Genomic DNA, 13,960 nt, shown 5'->3' on the forward strand with positions numbered 1-13,960 from the left:
GAACCTCGCGGCCCCGGTGGGCGCTCGGGCGCGTCGTCGGACCCGGATTCCATCCATCCCCCCAAATTTATTTCCCGCCCAGCGGCCTTCCCCGTCCAGCCGCCTCACAGCATAGAGCGGTCACTCCTGGATGCGGGGGAACGCCTGGGCCTCCTCGAGTTCGTAGGCCAGCTCCAGCAGGAGACGTTCCTGCCCGACCGGCGCCGCGAACATCATCCCGACGGGCAGGCCGTCGGCGGATTGGCCGAGCGGCAGCGAGATCGCCGGGTCCCCGGTGACGTTCTGCAGCGGGGTGAAGGCGACCCAGTCGATGAGCCGGTCGATGATCTGCTCATACGGGGCGCTCGGATCGAGGTGCCCGATCCGGGGCGTCACGTCGGCGAGGGTGGGCGTGAGCAGGACGTCGTAGGAGGCGGCCAGCCGCGCGATGGTGCGGCGAGTCCGGGCCAGCCGGCCGATCACCAGCGGCATGCGCAACAGGTTGCGGCCGGCCAGCTGTTCCAGCCCGAGGGTCAGGTTGTCCAGTTTTGTCTTGTCGAAGCTGGGGCCGAACGTGCGCGGCCCACCGCGCACCAGCGCGAACGCCAGCAGCGACCAGTACAGCAGGAAGTCGTTCATGAACGACGCCGGCACCGGGTTGGCGATCTCGGTGACCCGGTGCCCGAGACTCTCCAGCAGTGCCGAGGTCTTCATCGTCACCTCGCGGATCTCCGGGCTGGATTCCCGCGCAATCGATTCAGTGCACACCGCGATGTGCAGCCGCCGGCCGCCGGGCCCGGTGACGTCGCCGATGGGCGGCAGCTTCGGGTTCCGCTGCAGGCGTTCGGCCTCGCGGTAGTACGCGGCGGTGTCACGCACGGACCGGGTGAGCACCCCGTTGGCCACGATGCGCAGCGGCATCTGGCGCATAGCCTTGTCCAGCGGCAGCCGGCCACGGGACGGTTTGAGCCCGACCAGTCCGTTGCAGGCGGCCGGGATGCGGATGGATCCGCCACCGTCGTTGGCGTGCGCGATCGGTACCACCCCGGCGGCCACGAAGGCGCCCGATCCCGACGATGACGCCCCGGCGGTGTGTGCGGTGTTCCACGGGTTGCGCACGGGCCCGAGGCGGGGGTGCTCGGCCGAGGCGCTGAAGCCAAACTCGGAGAGCTGGGTCTTGCCCAGGGCGACCAGACCGGCGCCCAGGTAGCTGCGGGCGAAATCGCCGTCGACGGGCGCCGGCCGCGGTATCCAGGCGTCGGTGCCCTCCATCGTCGGCATCCCGGCGACGTCGGAGTTGTCCTTGACGAACGTCGGTACCCCACCGAAGAAGCCGTTGCGAGGTGCGGCCGTGCGGGCTCGGTCGAATGCCGGGTAGGCCAGCGCGTTCAACGCCGGATTGACGGCTTCGGCCCGGGCGATCGCGGCCTCGACCAGTTCGGCCTGCGAGACGTCGCCGGCCCGCAACGCAGCGGCCAGCCCGACCGCATCCAGATCACCCAGGGCGTCATCGCCGAAAGCGTGCACACGTGTCATGAGCCCGACGGTACCAGTACGTACCACGTCGCTGGGAGGTTCCCGACGCAAAGAACCCCGCGTCGCGGAGGCGACGCGGGGTTCTTCTGGCCACAATGGGCCGAGCTGTTACTGCTGGCCGACCTCGAACCGGACGAACCGGGTCACGGTCACGCCGGCCTCGTCGAGCAGCGCCTTGACGGACTTCTTGTTGTCCGACACCGACGGCTGATCGAGCAGCACGACATCCTTGTAGAAACCGGTGACGCGACCTTCCACGATCTTGGGCAGCGCCTGCTCGGGCTTGCCCTCCTCCTTGGCGGTCTCCTCGGCGATGCGGCGCTCGTTGGCGACGACATCGGCGGGCACCTCTTCACGGGTCAGGTACTTGGCCTTGAGCGCGGCGATCTGCAGGGCGACCGCGTGCGCGGCCTCCTCCGAGGCGCCGGTGTACTCGACCAGCACGCCGACGGCCGGCGGCAGGTCGGCCGACCGCTTGTGCAGGTAGGTCTCGACCTGACCGTCGAAGTACGCCACCCGGCGCAGCTCGAGCTTCTCGCCGATCTTGGCACTGAGGTCCGCGATCAGCTGCTCGACGGTGGTGTCACCCGACTTGGCAGCCTTGAGAGCGTCGACGTCAGCGGCCTTGGAGGCTGCCGCGGCGGTGACGATCTGGTCGGCGAGCGCCTGGAACTCCGCGTTCTTGGCGACGAAGTCGGTCTCGGAGTTCAGCTCGATGAGCGCGCCGTCCTTGGCGGCCACCAAACCCTCGGCGGTCGCGCGCTCGGCGCGCTTGCCGACATCCTTGGCACCCTTGATGCGCAGTACCTCGACGGCCTTGTCGAAATCGCCGTCGCTCTCGGTCAGGGCGTTCTTGCAGTCGAGCATGCCGGCGCCGGTCAGCTCCCGAAGGCGCTTGACGTCGGCAGCGGTGTAGTTAGCCATGAAAGCGGTTCTCCTTGAACTGAGAAATCAGGAAGCGTCGGTGGTGGTCTCGGCAGCGGCTTCGGTGCCGGTGGTCGCGCCGGCCAGCAGCTCCTGCTCCCACTCGGCCAGCGGCTCGGCCGCCTCGGCTGCTTCGGTCTTGCCGGCACCGGCACGAGCCTGCAGGCCCTCGGCCACGGCGGACGCAATGACCTTGGTCAGCAGCGCGGCCGAGCGGATCGCGTCGTCGTTACCCGGGACCGGGTAGTTGACCTGGTCGGGGTCGCAGTTGGTGTCGAGGATGGCGATGACCGGGATGCCGAGCTTGATGGCCTCGTTGACGGCCAGGTGCTCCTTGTTCGTGTCGACGACCCAGATGGCCGACGGCACCTTCTGCATGTCCCGGATACCGCCGAGGCTGCGCTCCAGCTTGTTCTTCTCACGCGTGAGCATGAGGATTTCCTTCTTGGTGCGGCCTTCGAACCCACCGGTCTGCTCCATGGCCTCAAGCTCCTTGAGGCGCTGCAGGCGCTTGTGCACGGTGGAGAAGTTGGTGAGCATGCCGCCCAGCCAGCGCTGGTTGACGTACGGCATACCGACCCGCGTCGCCTCAGCGGCGATGGACTCCTGGGCCTGCTTCTTGGTGCCGACGAACATCACGGTGCCGCCGTGGGCGACGGTCTCCTTGACGAACTCGTAGGCCTTGTCGATGTAGGTCAGCGTCTGCTGCAGGTCGATGATGTAGATGCCGTTGCGGTCGGTGAAGATGAACCGCTTCATCTTGGGGTTCCAGCGCCGGGTCTGATGCCCGAAATGGGTGCCGCTGTCGAGCAGCTGCTTCATGGTCACTACGGCCACGATGGTGCCTCACTTATATATCGGTTGTCGCCCGGCATCGGGTGATACCGGACCCTGGCGTCCGCTGTTGCCGGACCCGTTTCGGTTTCCCGAAGCGGGACCGCCCGGCAAGCTGGTGCAACCCTCGTTCCCGGAGGAAGCAGCGATTGCAAAGCAGGCGCGCGAAGTCAGCCCACAAAAGTGAGCTGCGGGTAGCAGTTTACACCGTGGATACCGGTGCTTTTACCACCGCAGTTATCCACAGTCGGGCCCTCATCCACATTCTCCGGCGACCGGCTTCCCATACCGGCGGCGGGCCGCTGAACTGGGGTGATGAGGTTTCTCGCCGTGCTGTCGGCAATGCTTGCCGCGGCCGCCCCGGCGCACGCCGACACCACCCGGCTGGGCTGGCCGCTGCAGCCCCACCCGGCGGTCACCCGCGGCTTCGACGCCCCGGCGCCCAACTGGAACCGCGGCCACCGCGGTGTCGACCTCGCGGGGGCACCCGGGCGGCGGGTCTATGCCGCCGGGGCCGGCACGGTGGTGTTCGCCGGCGAACTGGCCGGCCGGCCGCTGGTGTCCATCAGCCACCCCGGTGGCCTGCGCACCAGCTACGAGCCGGTGCGCGCGACGGTGCGGGCAGGTCAGCTGGTGGCCGCCGGAACCCCGATCGGTGTGCTGATCGCCGGGCATGTGGGCTGTCCCGCCGCGGCGTGCCTGCACTGGGGCGCGATGTGGGGCCCGGCCGCCCGCGCCGATTATGTCGATCCGCTGGGGCTGATCGGCGAGACACCCATCCGGCTCAAACCGGTCAGGCTCGCGGGTGCGCCTGGTCGTGGACCGCCCGCAGTCGCGCCACCGTGACATGGGTGTAGAGCTGCGTGGTGGCCAGTGAGGAATGTCCCAGCAGTTCCTGCACGATGCGCAGATCGGCGCCGCCCTCGAGCAGGTGGGTGGCCGCGCTGTGCCGCAGACCGTGCGGTCCGATATCCGGTGCGCCGTCGACCGCGGTCATGGTGTCGTGCACGACGGTGCGGACCTGCCGCTGGTCCACCCGGCCGCCGCGGGCACCGAGGAGCAGGGCCGGCCCGGACTTCTCGGTGGCCAGTTCGGGACGGCCATCGGTGAGCCAGGCGTTCAGGGCCACCGCGGCCGGCTCCCCGAACGGCACCGAGCGTTGTTTGTTGCCCTTGCCCAGCACCCGCAGCACCCGCCGCGACGTGTCGACATCGTCGATGTCCAGCCCGCACAGCTCGCTGACCCGGATACCGGTGGCGTAGAGCAGCTCCACGATGAGCCGGTCCCGCAGCGCGAGCGGATCTCCCTGCTGCGCACCGGAATTGAGCGCCTCCAGCGCGTCGAGCGCCTGATCCTGGCGCAGCACCGCGGGCAGGGTGCGGTGCGCTTTGGGCGTCTGCAGCCGGGCCGCCGGGTCGGTGCGCAGCAGCCCCCGGTGGCACGCCCACGCGGTGAACGTCTTGACCGCCGAGGTGCGCCGGGCCAGCGTGGTGCGCGCCGCCCCCGCACCGGCCTGCGCAGCCAGCCAGGAGCGCAGCGTGATCAGGTTCAGGCTGTCCAGCCCGCCGCCGGCGAATTCGAACAGTGATCGCAGGTCACCGAGGTAGGCGCGGCGGGTGTGCGCGGAGCGGCCACGCTGAAGCTCCAGGAATTCGTCGAATTCCTCCAGAAGGGGCTCGATCTGCACTCCCCCACCGTGCTCAGCCGCACGCGCGCTGTCTAGGTGACGCGCCGCAGCGTGTCCGGGGTGAGATCCGCCAGTGACCGGTAACCGTCGATCGCCATGATCAGGTCGGCCTCGGCGAGCAGGGAACGCAAAACGTGCACCACGCCGTCGACGCCGCCGAGCGCCAGCCCGTAGGCGTACGGCCGCCCGACGCCGACCGCGGTGGCGCCCAGCGCGAGCGCCTTGACGATGTCGGCGCCGCTGCGCACCCCGGAGTCGAACAACACCGGCAGCCCGTCGGCGGCGGCCACCACGTCGGGCAGGCAGTCGATGGCGGGCAGGCCGCCGTTGGCTTGGCGGCCGCCGTGGTTGGAGCAGTAGATGCCGTCGACCCCGGCGTCGCGGGCGCGGCGCACGTCATCGGGATGGCAGATGCCCTTGACCAGCAGCGGCAACGTCGTCAAGGTCCGGAGCCAGGCCAGGTCGTCCCAGGTGACGCATTGGCCGAAGTTCTGGATCCAGCTCAGGATCGCGCCCTGTGGGTTCTCCTCCGGCGGCTGCGCGAGCCCGGCCCGGAACACCGGGTCGCTGGTGTAGTTGGTCAGGCAGTGCCCGCGCAACTGCGGGAAGTTCGAGGTGGTCAGGTCGCGCGGCCGCCAGCCGGGCACCCAGGTGTCGAGCGTGACGATGATGCCCTTGAACCCGGCCGCCTCGGCGCGGGCCACGAAACTCGCCGCCAGCTCACGGTCTTTCGGGGTGTAGAGCTGGAAGAAACCCGGGGTCTCACCGAATTCGGCGGCGACGGCCTCCAGCGGATCGGCGGTCAGCGTGGAGACCACCATCGGGACGCCGGTCCTGGCGGCCGCGCGGGCCGAGGCGATATCGCCGTGGCCGTCCTGAGCGCACAGCCCGATCACCCCGATGGGCGCCATGAACAGCGGCGACGGCAGGGTCAGCCCGAACAGGTTCACCGTCAGGTCGCGTTCGGTGGCGCCGACGCACATCCGCGGGATCAGGCCCCAGTTCTCGAACGCGGTGACGTTGACGCGCTGGGTGCGTTCGTCGCCGGCACCCCCGGCCACATACGACCACAGCGACGGGGACATCGCCTTCTCGGCCCTGGCCTCCAGTTCGGCGTAGCCGATCGGGAGGGTGGGCACCACCCCGGAAAGGCCCTGGAAGTAGATCTCGAGCTGATAGTCGCCGAATGCCATGGGGTCAGTCTGACTGGCCCGCTTCGACTTTCGCCAGCTCCGCTTTCCACTGCCGGAAGGTCTCCTCGGTCCGCCCGCGGCGCCAGTACCCGGAGATGGACGCCCACTTCGCCTCGACACCGCGCTCTTTGCGCAGATAGGGCCGCAGATTGTGCATGACGGTCTGCGCTTCGCCGTGCACGAAAACCTGCACCTGACCGGGCAGCCATTCGGCGGCGCGCACCGCCGCGATGAGCGGCGCGTGGTCACCGGCGACCGAATCGGGCACCTGATCGGCACGGCCGCCGCGGTGGATCCAGTGCACCGCGACACCCGCCGGGGCGGTCAGGTCGAGCTCGTCCTCGGGTCCGGCCACCTCGATGAACGCCTGCCCGACCGCGGTCGGGGGTAGGGCGTTCAGTGCGGCGCTGATCGCCGGCAGTCCGGCTTCGTCGCCGGCCAGCAGGTGCCAGTCCGCGGCGGGGTCCGGCGCGTAGGCCCCGCTGGGGCCCATCAGGTAGGCCGGCTGGCCGGGTTGGACCTTTGCCGCCCACGGACCGGCCACCCCCTGCTCACCATGTACCACGAAATCGACTGTGATCTGACGCTTTTCGGTATCGACACGGCGGACGGTGTAGGTGCGCACCGTCGGGCGCTGATCCTCGGGCAGCTCGTTGAAACTGTCCAGGGTCAGCGGCCGCGGGAGCGCGCTCACATCGGCGCCGTCGGGAACGATGACGAATTTGACATAGGAGTCGGTGAACGCGCTGGGGGTGAAGGTGTCAAAACCCTGCCCCGCCCCGGAGCCACCGAGCACCAGCCGGATCATGTGCGGTGTCAGCTGCGTGGAGCTGATCACCTCGAAGGTGTGGACCGGACGTCCCGCCACAGTGCCTCCCCGTTCTGTTAGACGATCTCCGCACCACTGTACGAGTGGCCGGTCGGCGGCGGTCGGCTACGCCGGCGTGGACCGCGACACGATCCGCCACCTGCCCTCCTTTCGCTGCACCAAGCCCGACACCTCGAGCAGCGCCAATGGCCCGAGGACCGACTCCGCGGGAAGGGCAGCATCCACCGAGATCTCCTCGAGGCTGCGATACCCCCGCGCCGGCAGCGCCTCGTACACCAGCCGCTCGGGCCGGGACAGCCCGTCCAGTGCTGCGACCGGATGTTCGGGCTCGTCGGCAAACTCCCCGGCCTTGCCCACGATCTCGACCAGTTCGTCGGGCCGGTCCACCAGCAGCGCCGTGCCCCGCAGCAGCACATGGCAACCCGCTGACGCGGAGGACGTCACCGGTCCGGGCACCGCACACACCACTCGTCCCATCGCCGCGGCCCACGAGGCGGTGTTGGCCGCCCCGCTGCGCAGCCCGGCTTCCACGACGACGGTGGCACGCCCGAGCGCGGCCACCAGACGATTGCGGGCCAGGAAGCGGAACCGGGCCGGACGCACGCCGGGTGGGTACTCGGTGAGCAGCAATCCGGTCTGTGAAATCCGGTGCAGCAGAGCCGAATGACCGCTCGGATACGGCACGTCGATACCGCCGGCCAGCACCGCCACCGTGCAGCCCTCGGCAGCCAGTGCCGCTCGATGTGCTGCGCCGTCGATCCCGTACGCGCCGCCCGAGACCACCGCCACATCGTGTTCGACGAGCCCGTCCGCCAGGGTCGCGGCCATATGTTCGCCGTAGGCGGTGGCCGCCCGGGTGCCGACGATGGCCGCGGCACGGTCGGCGATATCGTCCAGCCGAGCGGGCCCGATCGCCCACAGCACCATCGGCACCCGCCCGTCCTGTTTCCTCCTGACGTCTTCCGCCCCGAACGCGGCGAATGACAGGTACGGCCACTCGTCATCGTCCGGCGTGATCAGCCGGCCGCCGCGACGATCGAGCATCGCCAGATCGTCTGCCGAGCGGTCGACATCGCGGCGCCCCGCCACCGCATCGGTCAGCGACGGCGGCTCCGTGCCCGACCGTATCCTCGCGGCCGCCTCGACCGGACCGTGCACGCCGACGTACTCGGCCAGTGCGGGACAGGGTGGTTCGGTCACGCGGGACAGATAGGCCCACGCCCGCCGGGTCTGTTCATCGGCCATCGTTGACCACCTCATCGCGGAAGCTCAGCGCCGTGCCCACGTCCACCACCGTCGGCGATTCCTTGCCCGCCAGATCGGCGATGGACCAGGCGACACGCAAGGTTCGGTCGACTCCGCGGATGCTCAGCGTGCCGCGATCGAGCGCTGTGCGCAGCGGTGCCATGGCCTCGCGGCTGAGCCGGAACGCGCGCCGCAGGATCGGCCCGGGCACCTCCGCGTTCGTCCGCACCCCGACCGCCTGCCATCGGTGCGCCGCCGCGGCCCGGGCGTTGGCCACCCGTTCCCGGACCACCGCGGTGGGTTCGGGGACCTGGTCGCCGAATGCCCCGCCACGCACCTGATGCATCTTGACGCGCAGATCGACCCGGTCCATCAACGGTCCGGACAGCTTGCCCAGGTAACGCCGCTTCACCGCGGCCGGACACACACAATCGCGGGGATTGGCCGGCGCACAAGGACATTCGTTGGCCGCCAGAATGAGCTGGAACCGCGCCGGGTATTTCGCGACCCCGTCGCGGCGGGCCAGCCGGATCTCGCCGTCCTCCAGGGGCGTCCGCATGGCTTCCAGCACGCTGGTACCGATTTCGGCGCACTCGTCCAGGAACAGCACGCCGCGGTGCGCCCGGCTGACCGCACCCGGGCGGGCCATACCCGAACCACCACCGACCATGGCCGCAACACTGGAAGTGTGATGCGGCGCGATGAACGGCGGCTCGGTGATCAACGGCGTGGCCCCGGTCAGCAACCCGGCCACCGAATGGATCGCCGTCACCTCCAACGCCTCCTGCTCCGTCAACGGCGGCAACAACCCCGGAAGCCGTTGCGCCAACATCGTTTTACCGATCCCCGGCGGCCCCGACAGAAACAGATGATGCGCACCGGCGGCCGCCACCTCGACCGCATACCGGGCCTGGGTCTGCCCGACCACATCAGCAAGATCAGCCACCACCGCCGGCGCGGGCGCCACAGTCTCCAGACGAGCGGCCAACCCACCTTTGCCCGCCAGCCACGCCTGCAGCTGACCCAGCGTGCGCACACCCCACACCTCGATACCATCCACCAGGCTGGCCTCGGCGAGATTCTCCTCGGGCACCACCACCACCGGCCACCCCTCGTTCTTGCCCGCCCACACCGCCGGCAGAATCCCGGTGACCGGCCGCACCCGCCCATCGAGCGCCAACTCCCCTAGCAGCAAGGCTTTTTCCAGCCGCGGCCAGTCCTTCTTCCCGTGCGCGGACAACACCGCAGCCGCCAGCGCCAAGTCGTACGCCGAACCGTTCTTGGGCAGCGTCGCCGGTGACAACGCCAACGTCAACCGCGACATCGGCCAGGTATTGCCACAATTGGTGATCGCCGCGCGCACCCGGTCCCGCGACTCCTGCAACGCCGCATCCCCCAAACCCACCAGATGCACCCCCGGCAGACCAGAGGTGATATCCGCCTCGATCTCGACGATCACCCCCGCCACCCCACGGATCGCCACCGAAAACGCCCTCCCCAGCGCCATCAGCCAACTCCCCGCACATGCGCCAACTCCGGCACCCGAGTCCGCCCGATCCGCACCCCGACCACATCGATGCGCACGCCGGCCCAACTGCCCCGCTGCTGCGCCAGCCACACCCCGGCCAACCGCCGCAACCGCCGCACCTTGGCCGGCGTCACCGCCTGCGCCACCCCACCGAAAGCATCACTGGTCCGGGTCTTGACCTCCACGAACACCACCGTGGAACCCTCCGCCGCGATCACATCCAGCTCGCCGTACCGGCACCGCCAATTACGTTCCAGCACCCGCAAACCCAAGGCCTCCAGATGCTCCACCGCCAACCGCTCCCCCAACGCACCGATCTCGGCGCGACTCCATGTCTCCATGGGTATGAGGATCAACCGCACGACCGACAACACCACCCACGCCGGCACCGAAAACGGCTAGTTATCCACAGTCACCGATTCATCCACAGGCGGCAGCCGAAACCGGCCTTCTACCAAGCGAGTAACTGCGATTTCGACGCCCGGGCGACGGAGTCGAACTCACCCAGCACCGAGACGTTCGTCCCGGCCGGCAGCACCGTGGTCAGCTCCTCGGCCAGCATGCGCAGTGACCGTGGTGACGGTTTGTCCACGTCCACCAGCAGCAGGTATCTGTTCGTTTCACGGATACCTGTGGAGCTCAGCAGTTCCGAGGCCAACACATTGCCGGCACGGCTGGCAGCTCGTCGCGGTAAGGACTCCAGGAACGGCAACACCGAAGAGAGCACCGTGTCGTGCTGTTCACCCAATGGGCCGTCCGCTGCCATGTCGATCGAGATCACCCACGTGGTCATCCCGACCACGTTAGGGTGACCCCCTTCTAAGAAGCTGAGTAGGCGGGTACTCGGTTTCAGGCCAGCGCGTCGAAGAGCGCCGCCAGCTTGCCCGGCGACACCGAGACACCGCACTGGCTGCGCAGCGAGGTCAGCGGGCGAGCGATGTTCTGCAGGTCCAGGAACTCGCCGGTGTGTCCGGTGAAATAGCCCCTGATCGCCGCGGACGCATCACCGGTGTCCTGATTGCCTGCGGCGGTCAGGACATCGTTGGCGCCGGGGTGCGCATCGAGGTAGCTCCCCGCTTGCGCGAGCACGCCGCTGGCGGTGCTGGCCAGACCGCTCGCCGAACACGGGTCGGCCGCGGCTGCGGTCGGGGCCGTGACTGTGGCGAAAACGGCAGACGCACTGAACAGGAGGAGGGCAATCGGCTTCATTGCTCGATCCTATGGATTCGCTACGACAACGCGCAGACTTTGCGCGGACCGGCTCACGTGTCCCGGGACTTGTCGGACCTCCGCGCTACGTTGCGCCCATGACTTTCGACATGGCGTCCTACGTCGATCTCGACCTCCCCACCAGGCGTTCCCCCGGCATCGGCTCGTTCGATGCCGATGCGGCCCTGGATCTGGTGACGGAGTTCTGTATCTCGCGGGATGTGTACCTGGGCACCAAGTACTCGGTCATCCCGCAATTGGACCGGGCCCTGCGGATCGCGTCCTTGATCGGGCCGGACAAGCGATGGTCCCGGATCGCCCGCTGGTCGGGCAATGACGACACCGGCGCTGCCCCCGGGGCCATCGTGCCGAACGATCTGCGGGACATCCTCTACAGCCGCTTCGTTGCTGCCATGCCCGATGCCCGGTGGCTGCCACCGATCAGCGTGGTGTCCGTGAGCAGGTGGGCCCGGTTCTCGCAGTCGATGCGCCGCGCCCGGGACCTCGATCTGGGCTGGATCGTCCCGATTCACCGGGAAGTGCTTCTGGTGCCGATGCCCACGGTCCGCTATGCCGACGGCAGTGCCGGTGTGCTGCACGACGATACCGGCCGCCCGGCCATCGAATGGTCTGACGGATCGGGTATCTACTATCTGCACGGCACCGAATTCCACGAATCGGTCTATCAGCGGATCGTCGGCCGCGAGATGACCATCGAGGCCGTCGCCGGCCTCCGGAACGCCGATCAACGGTCAATCGCGTTGCGGTACCTCACCTTCGAGCAACTCGTCGGCGTGTCCGGCGCGCAGTTGGTCGACACCGATGCGCGCGGCGCCGGCCTCTACCGCCTGCCCCTGCCCCCACGGCTGGCGCGAGACCGCGCACCGGGGTACGGCACGTTCGACTACTTCATCCACCGGCGGGATGCAGGTGACGTGGTCGAATGGGTCGACCCGCGAAATGCGCTACAAGAGCACGGCTAAGCGTCTCGGTCGGCGAGCAGCCCTTCCTGGACCAGGGTCGCGGCGATGACGCCGTCGGCGCGCACCAGGCTGGCGGTGATGACGCTGCGCCCCCGCGCCGCCGCCGGTGAGGACGACTCCAGCAGATTCCACTCGTCGGCCCGGACCGACTGATGCAGCCAGATCGACGAATCGGTGGTACCGGTGCGGTGCGTGCGGTCGCTCATGGAATGGCCGTGCACCTGCGAGGCCGGGTCGACCCCGTACAGATCGGTGATGTACACGGCGATCAGCGTGTGCAGCAACGGCACATCGGGCAGCGGCGCGGTCACTCGCCACCACATCCGCCGGACGAAATCCGCTCCGGAGCCGACGTCCTCGATCCGGATGTCGAGTTCCTCCAACGGCAACGACGGAGCCGGACCGGGCGGGCCGGTCGGCGCCAAAGTGTCCGGGTGCGCGGGCAGCACGGTGCGTACCCCGTGTTCGGGGCCGGCCAGCGGCACGGTGAACGACACCGTCGCGGCGGTGAGCAGCCGACCGCCCTGGCGACTCTCGACGCGGCGGGCGGCAGCGGTGCGCCCGTCGTACATCCGATCCACCCGCAGGTCGAGCACCGCGCCGGCATCCCCGCCGCGCAGGAACTGCAGGTGCATGTTGGTGGGCTGGAATGCCGCGTCGAGGGTGTGGCAGGCGGCGGCCAGGCTCTGGGCGGCGATCAGTCCGCCGAAGGCCCGCTTACCCTCGGGCCCGCTGGCCACGCCCGTCCACGCGTCATGACCTGCCTCCGTGAGGTCGAGCAGTGCCGCAAGTGCGCTCATGCCACCGTGCCGGCTTCGGTCAGGCGGGCGACCTCGTCTGCCTCGAGCCCCAGCGTGTCGGCCAGCACCTGCGCGGTGTGGTCACCGAGCGCGGGTGACGGCACCGCGGGCGGGTAGCTGCCGTCGATGGCCACCGGCAGCCCCGGCGCCAGGTAGCTACCGATGCGGGGCTGGTCCAGGGTGGTGAACAGCGGGTTGTCGGTCACCGACGGGGCGGCGGCGGCGTCGGCGAAGCTGCGGTAGCGCTCCCACAGGATCGAGGTGCCCAACAGCGCGGCGCTGATCTCCTCGGCGGTGTGCGCGCTGAACCACGGGGTGAACAGCCCGGTCAGCGCCTCACGATGCTGGTAGCGCAGGCCTTCGTCGGTGAAATCGGCACCGAGCGATTCCCCGAGTGCCGCAACCGCTTTGGTGTTACCGGTGACCTCGGCCAGGTCCCGGAAATGCCGCCCGGTCAACGCGACGATCATGAATGCGGCGCCGTCGGCGCTGGTGAACTGTTGTCCGTACTGGCCGTAGATCGAGTTGCCGATCCGGGGCCGATCCGTGCCGTTGATCATCACCTCCGTCAGGAAGCTCAAGTTGCCCGCGGTGGCCAGGGCGACGTTCTCCAGCGGGATCGACACCCGCTGGCCCTGCCCGGTGGCATCGCGGTGCCGCAACGCGGTGGTGACGGCCAGCGCGGTGTACAGACCGCAGGCCACATCCCAGGCCGGCAGGACGTGATTGACCGGAACGTCGAGGCCTTCGGGCCCGGTCACCAGCGGAAATCCCAGCCCGGCATTGACGGTGTAGTCCACCCCGGTGCCGCCGTCGGCACGACCGGAGATCTCCACATGGATCAGGTCGGACCGCACCGCCGCCAGCGTGTCGTACGAATGCCACTGCCGCCCAGCCACATTGGTGATCAGCACACCGGCCTCGGCGATCAGCCGAACCACCAGGTCCTGTCCCTGCTCCGAGCGCATGTCCACCGCGACCGACCGCTTGCCCTTGTTCAACCCGGCCCAGTAGATGCTCTCACCGGCATCGGTCACCGGCCAGCGCCGGTAATCGGCGGCCCCGCCCACCGGGTCCACCCGGATCACCTCGGCGCCCAACTGGGCCAGCGTCATTCCGGCCAGGGGTACGGCGACGAAACTGGAGATCTCGATGATGCGCACACCGGCCAACGGCCGGAGCGCCTCAGGTGCGTCAGTCACCCCGGTCACGT

General features: G+C 69.1%; 15 protein-coding genes. 2 read left to right on the top strand and 13 right to left on the bottom strand.

Translation table 11 applies throughout. From position 1 onward, the window contains the following. Positions 1-120: 120 nt before the first annotated feature. The 3 genes from QN239_RS21805 to rpsB form a co-directional block, all read right to left on the bottom strand. Entirely contained in the window at positions 121-1,515 is a 1,395-nt protein-coding gene (locus QN239_RS21805; RefSeq protein ID WP_499013457.1) for an amidase, read from the bottom strand. Between the two features lie 108 nt (positions 1,516-1,623). After that, entirely contained in the window at positions 1,624-2,439 is an 816-nt protein-coding gene (tsf, locus tag QN239_RS21810; RefSeq protein ID WP_499013460.1) for a translation elongation factor Ts, read from the bottom strand. Between the two features lie 27 nt (positions 2,440-2,466). After that, a complete protein-coding gene (gene rpsB / locus QN239_RS21815; RefSeq protein WP_090356822.1) occupies positions 2,467-3,276 on the bottom strand; it encodes a 30S ribosomal protein S2 in 810 nt (269 codons plus the stop codon). Between the two features lie 312 nt (positions 3,277-3,588). On the opposite strand from rpsB, the gene QN239_RS21820 reads away from it, so the two are divergent. Continuing rightward, positions 3,589-4,119 (top strand): M23 family metallopeptidase, encoded by a 531-nt coding sequence (locus QN239_RS21820; RefSeq protein ID WP_499013463.1) that lies wholly within the window; start codon positions 3,589-3,591, stop codon positions 4,117-4,119. Here the strand turns inward: QN239_RS21820 and QN239_RS21825 are convergent. From QN239_RS21825 to QN239_RS21860, 8 genes are all read right to left on the bottom strand, one after another. Then, the gene (locus QN239_RS21825) at positions 4,067-4,954 is read right to left on the bottom strand and encodes a tyrosine recombinase XerC (RefSeq protein WP_499016918.1); all 888 of its coding nucleotides are present in this window, start codon (positions 4,952-4,954) and stop codon (positions 4,067-4,069) included. The two genes, QN239_RS21820 and QN239_RS21825, sit on opposite strands and share 53 nt — an antisense overlap. A gap of 38 nt (positions 4,955-4,992) precedes the next feature. Beyond that, entirely contained in the window at positions 4,993-6,153 is a 1,161-nt protein-coding gene (locus tag QN239_RS21830) for an alpha-hydroxy-acid oxidizing protein (RefSeq protein ID WP_499013465.1), read from the bottom strand. Positions 6,154-6,157: 4 nt separating this feature from the next. Continuing rightward, the gene (locus QN239_RS21835) at positions 6,158-7,021 is read right to left on the bottom strand and encodes a siderophore-interacting protein (protein ID WP_499013467.1); all 864 of its coding nucleotides are present in this window, start codon (positions 7,019-7,021) and stop codon (positions 6,158-6,160) included. A gap of 66 nt (positions 7,022-7,087) precedes the next feature. Next, positions 7,088-8,227: a DNA-processing protein DprA gene (dprA, locus tag QN239_RS21840; RefSeq protein ID WP_499013469.1), complete on the bottom strand. Its 1,140-nt coding sequence runs from the start codon at positions 8,225-8,227 to the stop codon at positions 7,088-7,090. Further along, on the bottom strand, positions 8,217-9,734 hold the full coding sequence (locus tag QN239_RS21845; RefSeq protein WP_499013471.1) for a YifB family Mg chelatase-like AAA ATPase: 1,518 nt from the start codon (positions 9,732-9,734) through the stop codon (positions 8,217-8,219). Before QN239_RS21845 ends, dprA begins: the two co-directional genes overlap by 11 nt. Next, complete coding sequence (locus tag QN239_RS21850) at positions 9,734-10,096, bottom strand: YraN family protein (protein ID WP_499013473.1); 363 nt, start codon at positions 10,094-10,096, stop codon at positions 9,734-9,736. Before QN239_RS21850 ends, QN239_RS21845 begins: the two co-directional genes overlap by 1 nt. A 110-nt stretch (positions 10,097-10,206) precedes the next feature. After that, a complete protein-coding gene (locus tag QN239_RS21855) occupies positions 10,207-10,548 on the bottom strand; it encodes a hypothetical protein (RefSeq protein ID WP_499013476.1) in 342 nt (113 codons plus the stop codon). 56 nt (positions 10,549-10,604) lie between these two features. Further along, positions 10,605-10,964 (bottom strand): heme-binding protein, encoded by a 360-nt coding sequence (locus QN239_RS21860; RefSeq protein WP_499013478.1) that lies wholly within the window; start codon positions 10,962-10,964, stop codon positions 10,605-10,607. A gap of 98 nt (positions 10,965-11,062) precedes the next feature. On the opposite strand from QN239_RS21860, the gene QN239_RS21865 reads away from it, so the two are divergent. After that, positions 11,063-11,947, top strand: a complete 885-nt coding sequence (locus QN239_RS21865) for a DUF6745 domain-containing protein (RefSeq protein ID WP_499013479.1) — start codon at positions 11,063-11,065, stop codon at positions 11,945-11,947. Here QN239_RS21865 and QN239_RS21870 read toward each other — a convergent pair. Beyond that, positions 11,944-12,747, bottom strand: a complete 804-nt coding sequence (locus QN239_RS21870; protein WP_499013482.1) for an acyl-CoA thioesterase — start codon at positions 12,745-12,747, stop codon at positions 11,944-11,946. The two genes, QN239_RS21865 and QN239_RS21870, sit on opposite strands and share 4 nt — an antisense overlap. Further along, a complete protein-coding gene (locus tag QN239_RS21875) occupies positions 12,744-13,949 on the bottom strand; it encodes a CoA transferase (RefSeq protein WP_499013483.1) in 1,206 nt (401 codons plus the stop codon). Before QN239_RS21875 ends, QN239_RS21870 begins: the two co-directional genes overlap by 4 nt. Between the last annotated feature and the right edge of the window lie 11 nt (positions 13,950-13,960).

The organism is Mycolicibacterium sp. Y3 (assembly GCF_051188035.1).
Classification (GTDB): Bacteria; Actinomycetota; Actinomycetes; order Mycobacteriales; family Mycobacteriaceae; genus Mycobacterium; species Mycobacterium fluoranthenivorans.

Bases quoted from the DNA above. Each gene is read 5' to 3' on its own strand.
- QN239_RS21805 (WP_499013457.1), bottom strand. From the start codon at position 1,515: ATGACACGTGTGCACGCTTTCGGCGATGACGCCCTGGGTGATCTGGAT.
- tsf (WP_499013460.1), bottom strand. From the start codon at position 2,439: ATGGCTAACTACACCGCTGCCGACGTCAAGCGCCTTCGGGAGCTGACC.
- QN239_RS21820 (WP_499013463.1), top strand. From the start codon at position 3,589: ATGAGGTTTCTCGCCGTGCTGTCGGCAATGCTTGCCGCGGCCGCCCCG.
- QN239_RS21830 (WP_499013465.1), bottom strand. From the start codon at position 6,153: ATGGCATTCGGCGACTATCAGCTCGAGATCTACTTCCAGGGCCTTTCC.
- dprA (WP_499013469.1), bottom strand. From the start codon at position 8,227: ATGGCCGATGAACAGACCCGGCGGGCGTGGGCCTATCTGTCCCGCGTG.
- QN239_RS21845 (WP_499013471.1), bottom strand. From the start codon at position 9,734: ATGGCGCTGGGGAGGGCGTTTTCGGTGGCGATCCGTGGGGTGGCGGGG.
- QN239_RS21850 (WP_499013473.1), bottom strand. From the start codon at position 10,096: ATGGAGACATGGAGTCGCGCCGAGATCGGTGCGTTGGGGGAGCGGTTG.
- QN239_RS21855 (WP_499013476.1), bottom strand. From the start codon at position 10,548: ATGACCACGTGGGTGATCTCGATCGACATGGCAGCGGACGGCCCATTG.
- QN239_RS21860 (WP_499013478.1), bottom strand. From the start codon at position 10,964: ATGAAGCCGATTGCCCTCCTCCTGTTCAGTGCGTCTGCCGTTTTCGCC.
- QN239_RS21865 (WP_499013479.1), top strand. From the start codon at position 11,063: ATGACTTTCGACATGGCGTCCTACGTCGATCTCGACCTCCCCACCAGG.
- QN239_RS21870 (WP_499013482.1), bottom strand. From the start codon at position 12,747: ATGAGCGCACTTGCGGCACTGCTCGACCTCACGGAGGCAGGTCATGAC.